The following is a 7,683-nucleotide window of genomic DNA, read 5'->3' on the forward strand; positions in this document are numbered from 1 at the left end:
GTCCGGAAGGGTTCATTCCTCTTCTTCCCGCCGGGGCGCAGGGATGGTCTTCACCCCGAACAGGAAGTACAAAACATGGAAGACCCACACGGCCCCCAGCACGATGCGGCCCAGCAGCACGGCATGCATCATCAGGAATCCCACGCTCATGAGCAGGGTGACCACCACCATGATGCGCACCTTGGTTCTGAGGGTCATGCCCCGGCCGGCCACATAGCTTTCCAGATTGTCTTTGTACAGGCGGGTGGAACGGAACCAGCGGTCCAGTCTTTCGGAACTTCTGCCGAAGCAGAAAGCCGCCAGGAGCAGGAAGGGAAAGGCCGGCAGCAGGGGCAGCACCGCCCCCAGCGCCCCCAGGCCCAGGCCCAGAAAGCCGCCCGCCAGATACAGGATTTTTTTCAGCTTCATTGTGGAATCTCCTTATGTATTTTCCCGCGCAGGGTCTCTGCCATATGATACAGCGCCAGCATCGGGTGGACCAGCAGCATCCGCGGGCCGGAAAACCGCATGACCTGACGGATCTTTTCCCGCATCTCCGGCCGGTAGCAGTGCACCGGACACCGGGAACAGAAGGTCTTTTGTTCCATGAACGGGCAGCGCTGGCTGCGGGCCCGGGCGTATTCCAGCAGAGCCGCACAGTCGGGGCACAAGGTGCCTTTTGTGTGGTGCTTTTTGCGGCAGTACAGTCCGATCATACAGGCCACCACCTGCTGTTCCCGCTCCCGCTTCTGCTGTGTGGTCATCAGCTGCACCTCCCGGCATCCACCTGCAGCACCCGGTCCGCGACCCGCATGGTGGACTGCCGGTGGGATACCAGCACCACCGTGCGGCCCGCCCGCTCCCGCTGCAGGGAGCGCAGGATGACCGCTTCGTTCAGGCTGTCCAGATTGCTGGTAGGCTCATCCAGCAGCATGAACGGCGCATTGTGCAGGAAAGCCCGGGCCAGCCCCAGGCGCTGGCGTTCCCCGCCGGAGAGGGTATCTCCCAGTTCTCCCACCTGGGTGTCGTACCCCTTTGGCAGGGAGAGGATGAAATCATGGACCGAAGCCTTGCGGCAGGCTTCCTCGATCTGGGCATCGGTGGCGTCCAGTCTGGCAATGCGCAGGTTATTGCGGATGGTGTCATGGAAAAGGTGGGTCTGCTGGGTGACGTAGCTTTCCATCTTGCGCAGGTCGTCGGTGTTGATCTGTCCCACCGGTTTGCCGGACAGGCGGATCGCCCCGCTGTCCGCTTCCCAGAATCGCATGAACAGCTTGAGCAGGGTGGATTTGCCGCTGCCGCTGCGGCCCACGATGCCCAGGATCTGGTTTTGGGGCACCTGTACTGACAGTTCCCGCAGGACAGGCTGGTCCTCGTATCCAAAGCTGACATTCTCGGCATCGGCACCGGAAAATCGGGTGGCGGGCTGTCCGGACACATCCCGTACCTGGGGCGTTTCCTGCAAAATGTCCAGCACCCGGTTGCCCGCGGCAAAGGTGTTCTGCAGGGTGCCGCCCAGCCCCGCCAGGGCCACCACCGGGCCGAAGGAGCTCATAAGGGCCACGGTGGGTACCAACACGCCATCAAAGGGCAGCTGCCCCTGCTGATACAGCACCGCCGCCGTCAGGAGCATTCCCAGGTCAAACAGCAAAATCAGGGCATTGGTCAGGGCCATGCCCCAGCCGGAGATCCATTTCAGGCGGGATTCCTCCCGGGTAAGGGCCACGGTCCGCTGGTCCAGTTCCCGGCGGCGCTGCACGCCCTGGGCATACTGCAGAGTCTCGGGCAGGCCGCGCAGGCTGTCCAGCACGAAGCTGCTCAGTGCCCCCGACTCAGTGCGGAAACGCAGCCCGTGGGTCCCGCTGGCCCGGGAGATGAGCAGCGGTATCACTGCCCCCACGCAGAGATAGGCGCCCAGGGCAAGCAGGCCCAGCAGCGGATGGAAGCTGCCGATAAAGGCCGACAGGATGCCGCTGAACAGCACCGCAATCAGCACCGGGGAGATGGTGTGGGCGTAAAAGACCTCCAGCAGTTCAATGTCGGAGGTGATCACGCTGATGAGGTTGCCCTTGTCCCGCACTTCCAGTTTGGCAGGCGCCAGCGCGCGCAGGGCCCGGAAGACCTTGTCCCGCAGCAGAGCCAGCAGCTTGAAGGCGATAAAGTGGTTGCAGGCCTGTTCTCCGTACCGCAGGGCGGCCCGCATCACCGCCATGGCCGCGATGCAGCCGAAGAGTCCGGCCAGCCCCAGAGGGGCAGGCAGTCCCAGGATGCCGCACAGGGCGTATACACCGAATATGGTGAGAAAGGCGGCGCACAGATGTCCGGCCAGACCCATGGATACAGCCAGGACCATATATCCGGCCAGAGGCCGGACCAGCCCGATCAGTTGGCGCATGACGGCAAAGCCGCTCCGTTGTTTCATCGGGGTTCCTCCTTGAGATTTTCCAGAGCCTGCTGGGCGTTCCACAACCGGGCGTACGCCCCCTTCCGGGCCAGCAGCTCCCGATGCAGACCGGCTTCGGTCACCTTGCCGTCCTGCAGTACATAAATGCGGTCGGCGGTTTCCACATTGGCCAGACGGTGGGAAATCAGGATCACCGTCTTGGTGCCGGCCATGGCCCGGATGCGTTCCATGATATCGTTCTCACTCTCCACGTCAATATTGGAGGTGGCTTCGTCAAAGATATAGATGGGGCTGTCGTGCAAAATGGCCCGGGCCAGAGCCAGACGCTGACACTGACCGCCGGACAGGTTGGCGCCCCGTTCTGCCACGGGGGTGTCCAGCCCCTGTTCCGCCCGCAGGAAGTCCGCCAGACGAACTTCCTCCAGCACCTGCCACAAGGCATGATCGTCGGCCTTGGGGCTGCCCATGCGCAGGTTTTCCCGGACGGTGCCCTTGAAAAGGTAGCTCTGGTGCCCCACATAGGTCACCTTGGATAGCAGGCTTGCCTCGGTGATGCGATCCAGCGGGATCCCCCCGATGGTCACCCCACCGGTCCAACCCCGGTTGCGTCCGGTGAGGACCCCGGCCAGGGTGGATTTTCCGCAGCCGCTCTCACCCACCACCGCGATGAAGCTTCCCTGCCCCGCCACCAGGTCCACGCCGCTGAGCACCGGGCGGTCGTGCGTGTACCCGAAGGTCAGATTCTCGCACCGGACGGTCACGTCCCGGCCCAGGGTCTGGGTACCGGCGGCAGGTTCGGGTGCATCCAGCAGGCGGAAGATTTTTTCCGAGGCAGCCATCCCGTTCATGGCAATATGGAAGTAGCTGCCCAGCAGCCGCATGGGCAGGAAGAAATCCGCCGCCAGCAGCAGGATGAACAGGGCACCATCCAGCTGCACGCTGCCGTCCCGGAAGGCCAGTACCGCCAGAACAATGCCTGCCGCCGCGCCGCCGTAAGCCACCAGGTCCATGATGGTGATGGAGTTCAGCTGCATGGTCAGGACCTTCATGGTGATGCGGCGGAACTTTTCCGATTCCCGGTTCATCTCCTCATGTTTGAATTGGTCTGCCTGGTAGATCTTCAGGGTGGTCAGGCCCTGAAGATTTTCCAGGAAGGTATCCCCCAGGGCGGTGTACTGGCCCCAGTATTTGCCCAGCAGCTTTTTGGCCCAGGTCTGTACCGCCGCGATGGCCGCGGGGATCAGGGGCACACAGACCAGCAGCACCGCGGCGGCGGGCAGATTGACCCGGCAGAGCACTGCGAACAGGGTCAGGGGCGCCAGCATGGCGTAAAAGAACTGGGGCAGATAGGCGCCGAAGTAGGTTTCCAGCTGGTCCACCCCTTCTACCGCCACCTGCACCACCTCGCCGGTGCTGACCCGCTCCCGGTAGGACGCGCCCAGGCGCAGCAGTTTGTCGTAAATCAATCCCCGCAGCCGCAGTTTGACCGTCCGGCTGGACAGAAACGCCATGCGGGAGGCTCCCACGCTGCAGGCCACACGCACCACCACCGCTGCCAGCACCAGGGCAGCGGCCCGGACCAGGGCGCCCGGGGCCAGGTGACCGGTGAAAAGGTCTGCCAGGACCCGGCAGAAGACCCCCATGAGCAGGATATTGGCGGCCAGGGACACCCACTGCAGGGCCACATTGGCGGCAATGTATTTTTTGCTTTCCCCCACCGCAGCGATGAGGCGCTTGTTGATCATCATGACTTTTGTTTCCTTTCCGTAGATTTGAGGGCCCGACGGCGGGCAAAGCCGTGGGCTGCCATGGCGCACAGGCACAGGATGCCCAGCACGCCGTGCACGGCCCCCGCCATGCCGCCCTGCATCAGTGCCGGGACGCCGCTGGCAAAGGCCAGCAGAAGAAGCGACAGCAGCGCCACCCCTGCACCTGTGAGTTTTTTGCGGCAGGCGATCATATGCCCCACGCAGAGGAGCAGAAACACGCTGGCCGTCATTTTATGGACCACAGCCCCTGTCAGCGGCTGCAGCATCGTGAGAAGGCCGCTGACCGCCAGCGCACCGTACATCAATTTTTTGCCCATGATATTCTCCATCCTTTCCGTAAAGGAAATCACTTCCAGTTGGTTTGTTGTGCCTAACTCTCATTGCAAGAAAAAGGTGCGTTCTCGGTTAGAGCGCACTAACTCGCGTATCATACCATACCCTGCCCGGTTTGTCAACCCGGCACCGGCCTTGCTTTTTCCCCCGTTTGCGGGCATACTGTTTATAAAAAGAAAAAAACAAGGAGGTCGCTTTTCATGTGTACCAGCATCACCGTATCCTCGCCCCTGTGCCTGCACGGGCGCAACCTGGATCTGGAGTATTCCTTCGGGGAGCAGGTGGTCATCACACCCCGGAGCTATGAATACAGGTTTCATCGTCACCCCGCCCTGCCCCGGCACTTTGCCATGATCGGCATGGCCAACGTGGCCGACAACTACCCCTTGTATGCCGAAGCGGTGAACGAGAAAGGGTTGTATATGGCGGGGCTGAATTTTCCCGGCAACGCCTGGTATCCCCCGCAGGAGGAAGTCCTCGGTGAGGCCGTGACACCCTATGAGCTGATCCCGCTTGTGCTGGGACAGTGTGAAAATCTGGCCCAGGCCAAAGAGCTGCTGGAAACGGTACAGCTGGTGGGCATTCCCTTCGCCCCGGGCTATCCCCTGGCACCACTGCACTGGCACATTGCCGATGCCACCGGCGCCCTGGTGGCGGAACCCCGGAAGGACGGCCTGCATCTGTACGAAGACCCCGCAGGCGTGCTGACCAACAACCCGCCCTTCCCCTATCAGCTGACGGCGCTGAACAATTTTCAACACCTGTCCCCCAAACCGGCGGAAAACCGCTTTGCCGCCGCCCTGCCTCTGGCGCCCTACGGCCAGGGAATGGGGGCCATCGGGCTGCCGGGGGACTTTTCGCCCCAGTCCCGGTATGTAAAGGCCTGCTTCCTGAAAGCCAACGCAGTCTGGGGAGACACGCCTCTGAGTGCCGTGGCCCAGTTCTTCCACATTCTGGACGGGGTGGCCATGGTACGGGGCAGCGTGCGCACCCCGGAGGACAAATGCGATATCACCACCTACTCCTGCTGCATTGACGCGGAACATGGCATCTACTACTTCAAGACCTATGACAACAACCGCATCCGCGCGGTGCATCTCCACGCCGAGGACCTGGAAGCCGATACCCTGTTCTCCTTCCCGCTGCAGGACCGCCAGGATGTGGAACACCTGAACGGGCGCATTCCCGAGACCCGCTGACAGCATAAAATGACCGCCCCCGCAGCTTTTGCGGGGGCGGTCATGTTTGTCCAGGGATTATTTCTTTTTGGTGTTGCCGCCCATACGGCGATCCCGGCGGGCATATTCGGCCAGGGCTTCATCAAAGCTGGCCTTGTCGAAGTCCGGGAAAAGGGTGGGCGTGAAGTAGAACTCCGCGTAGGCGCACTGCCACAGCAGGAAGTTGGAAAGCCGCTCCTCCCCGCTGGTGCGGATCATCAGATCCACCGGAGGCAGGTCCCGATAAAGATGGCTTTCGATGGTGCGCTCGTCGATGGCGGCGGGGTCCAGCCGGCCTTCTTTTACCTCACCGGCGATGGCGCGGACGGCATCGGTGATTTCCGCATGGCTGCCGTAGTTCAGGCAGAAGTTGACAATGCCCTTCTTGTTGTCCTTGGTCAGGTCCATCATGTAGTCCATGGCGTCCAGCACCCGCTGCTGCAGGCCGTCCCGCCGGCCGCTGAACAGGACCTGGCAGCCGCGCTCGTTCATCTCATCGGCGATGGTCCGGAAGTTGTTGGCAAACAGGTCCATGAGATAGCCCACTTCCTTGGCATCCCGGGCGAAGTTCTCGGTGGAAAAGACATACAGGCTGAGCACATGCACGCCCCGCTCCCCCACGGCGTAGCGGGTGATCTCTTTCAGGCGCTCAAACCCGGCCTTATGGCCCAGGCTGGCGGGCATCAGCCGCTGGCGGGCCCAGCGGCGGTTGCCATCCACAATGATGGCAACATGGGTGGGAATACGTGTTTCGTTGGCAGGCATGATTGTCTCCTTTTTCACTGTTGGGCTGTCTGGGGCAGAACGGTCTCGGGGGCGGATTCACCGGGATGCTGCCGCCGCCAGTTGAGGAAGCTTTCCAGAATCACCGCGGCGGATACCGAATCCAGCCGCTCCTTGCGTTTGGCGCCGAAGGTATCGTTCTGCGCCAGGATAGCCGCCGCCGAAACGGTGGTGCGGCGTTCATCCCACAGCACCACCGGCATGCCGCAGGCATCGGCCAGACGCTGGGCAAACCGGCGGCTCTTGGTGGCGCGGGCGCCTTCGGTGCCGTCCATGTTTTTGGGCAGCCCCAGCACCACGCCCTCCGACTTTTCCCGGAAAGCCACCGCCGCCACAGCCTGGGCCGCACGGTTCATGCTTTTTTCTTCGATCTGCGGGGTGATGGGCGCACAGACCAGTTCGGTGGCGTCACATCCCGCCAGACCGGTGCGGGAGTCCCCGTAATCCACTGCAATCCATTTCATGGCCAAACCTCCTGAGCCGATGCAAAGTGTACGGCACAGGGCCGCTTTTTCGTACATTATACCATTTGCGTGCCGCGGGCACAAGGCGGTCACACAGGCAGGCGCTTATCCAGGCGCTGGGCCAGCAGAGCGGCCAGCAAAATCTTGAGCACGTCACCGGGCAGATAGGGCAGCACGCACCAGACCAGGCTCTGCCACACACCGGTACCGGTGATGACCATGAACCAGACGGTGCCCAGGGCGTAGCACCCCACGCATCCCACCGCCATGGCGGCGCACATGCGCCAGAAGCTCCGGCCCCAGAGCTGGACCAGGGCGCCGGTGAGCAGCGCCGCCAGCATGAAGCCGATGGCATAGCCGCCGGTCTTGCCGAAGAGAACCGCCGGACCGCCGGAAAGTCCGGCCATGACCGGGACCCCCACCGCAGCCAGCAGCAGATAGACCAGCTGGCTGCCGGCCCCCCACACTGCGCCCAGCAGCAGCCCGGACATGTAGGAGGCAAACAAGGCCAGATTGATGGGCACGCCCCAGGGCATGGGGACCTGGATCTGGCTGCACACGGCCGTCAGGGCCGTGAACAGAGCGCACAGGATCATTTTGCGCAGGCGAAGATGGGTGGTTGTGTTCATGGGGAGCGCCTTCCTTCCTTGGTTGTTGATGAAAAGGCCGGGGTCCGGCCCGGAACCGTCTTGTTCCAGTATATCGCAGGGGTATGGTGCCGTCAACCACGGAAA

The 7,683-nt window shown here is 62.6% G+C and carries 9 protein-coding genes; 1 reads left to right on the forward strand and 8 read right to left on the reverse strand.

Annotation, left to right across the window (positions count from 1 at the left end; all coding sequences use genetic code 11):
* Positions 1-12 precede the first annotated feature (12 nt).
* The 5 genes from Q0K17_RS09425 to Q0K17_RS09445 are packed head-to-tail and all read right to left on the reverse strand — an operon-like array spanning position 13 to position 4,469.
* Positions 13-408 carry a YbaN family protein gene (locus Q0K17_RS09425; RefSeq protein WP_294542543.1) on the reverse strand — a complete coding sequence of 132 codons (396 nt, stop codon included), beginning with the start codon at positions 406-408 and terminating at the stop codon, positions 13-15.
* Positions 405-743, reverse strand: coding sequence for a nitrous oxide-stimulated promoter family protein (locus Q0K17_RS09430; RefSeq protein ID WP_294542545.1), 339 nt, complete (start codon positions 741-743; stop codon positions 405-407). The genes Q0K17_RS09425 and Q0K17_RS09430 overlap by 4 nt, the downstream gene beginning before the upstream one ends.
* Entirely contained in the window at positions 743-2,401 is a 1,659-nt protein-coding gene (locus tag Q0K17_RS09435) for an ABC transporter ATP-binding protein (protein WP_294542546.1), read from the reverse strand. Before Q0K17_RS09435 ends, Q0K17_RS09430 begins: the two co-directional genes overlap by 1 nt.
* Positions 2,398-4,128, reverse strand: coding sequence for an ABC transporter ATP-binding protein/permease (locus tag Q0K17_RS09440; RefSeq protein ID WP_366776880.1), 1,731 nt, complete (start codon positions 4,126-4,128; stop codon positions 2,398-2,400). Before Q0K17_RS09440 ends, Q0K17_RS09435 begins: the two co-directional genes overlap by 4 nt.
* The gene (locus Q0K17_RS09445) at positions 4,128-4,469 is read right to left on the reverse strand and encodes a heme transporter CcmB (protein ID WP_294542549.1); all 342 of its coding nucleotides are present in this window, start codon (positions 4,467-4,469) and stop codon (positions 4,128-4,130) included. The genes Q0K17_RS09440 and Q0K17_RS09445 overlap by 1 nt, the downstream gene beginning before the upstream one ends.
* A 216-nt stretch (positions 4,470-4,685) precedes the next feature.
* On the opposite strand from Q0K17_RS09445, the gene bsh reads away from it, so the two are divergent.
* On the forward strand, positions 4,686-5,684 hold the full coding sequence (gene bsh / locus Q0K17_RS09450) for a choloylglycine hydrolase (protein ID WP_294542550.1): 999 nt from the start codon (positions 4,686-4,688) through the stop codon (positions 5,682-5,684).
* Positions 5,685-5,741: 57 nt separating this feature from the next.
* Here bsh and uppS read toward each other — a convergent pair whose 3' ends face one another.
* The 3 genes from uppS to Q0K17_RS09465 all read right to left on the reverse strand — a co-directional run bounded on the left by uppS (position 5,742) and on the right by Q0K17_RS09465 (position 7,578).
* A complete protein-coding gene (uppS, locus tag Q0K17_RS09455; RefSeq protein ID WP_294542551.1) occupies positions 5,742-6,467 on the reverse strand; it encodes a polyprenyl diphosphate synthase in 726 nt (241 codons plus the stop codon).
* Positions 6,468-6,481: 14 nt separating this feature from the next.
* Positions 6,482-6,949, reverse strand: a complete 468-nt coding sequence (ruvX, locus tag Q0K17_RS09460; RefSeq protein ID WP_294542552.1) for a Holliday junction resolvase RuvX — start codon at positions 6,947-6,949, stop codon at positions 6,482-6,484.
* Between the two features lie 89 nt (positions 6,950-7,038).
* Complete coding sequence (locus Q0K17_RS09465; RefSeq protein ID WP_294542554.1) at positions 7,039-7,578, reverse strand: biotin transporter BioY; 540 nt, start codon at positions 7,576-7,578, stop codon at positions 7,039-7,041.
* Positions 7,579-7,683 lie beyond the last annotated feature (105 nt).

Origin of the sequence: uncultured Gemmiger sp., from assembly GCA_944388105.1 — a bacterium.
In the GTDB taxonomy this organism is placed as follows: Bacteria; Bacillota; Clostridia; order Oscillospirales; family Ruminococcaceae; genus Gemmiger.

Coding starts and splice junctions, on each gene's coding strand:
- Q0K17_RS09425 (WP_294542543.1), bottom strand. CDS start 408: ATGAAGCTGAAAAAAATCCTGTATCTGGCGGGCGGCTTTCTGGGCCTG.
- Q0K17_RS09430 (WP_294542545.1), bottom strand. CDS start 743: ATGACCACACAGCAGAAGCGGGAGCGGGAACAGCAGGTGGTGGCCTGT.
- Q0K17_RS09435 (WP_294542546.1), bottom strand. CDS start 2,401: ATGAAACAACGGAGCGGCTTTGCCGTCATGCGCCAACTGATCGGGCTG.
- Q0K17_RS09440 (WP_366776880.1), bottom strand. CDS start 4,128: ATGATCAACAAGCGCCTCATCGCTGCGGTGGGGGAAAGCAAAAAATAC.
- Q0K17_RS09445 (WP_294542549.1), bottom strand. CDS start 4,469: ATGGGCAAAAAATTGATGTACGGTGCGCTGGCGGTCAGCGGCCTTCTC.
- bsh (WP_294542550.1), top strand. CDS start 4,686: ATGTGTACCAGCATCACCGTATCCTCGCCCCTGTGCCTGCACGGGCGC.
- uppS (WP_294542551.1), bottom strand. CDS start 6,467: ATGCCTGCCAACGAAACACGTATTCCCACCCATGTTGCCATCATTGTG.
- ruvX (WP_294542552.1), bottom strand. CDS start 6,949: ATGAAATGGATTGCAGTGGATTACGGGGACTCCCGCACCGGTCTGGCG.
- Q0K17_RS09465 (WP_294542554.1), bottom strand. CDS start 7,578: ATGAACACAACCACCCATCTTCGCCTGCGCAAAATGATCCTGTGCGCT.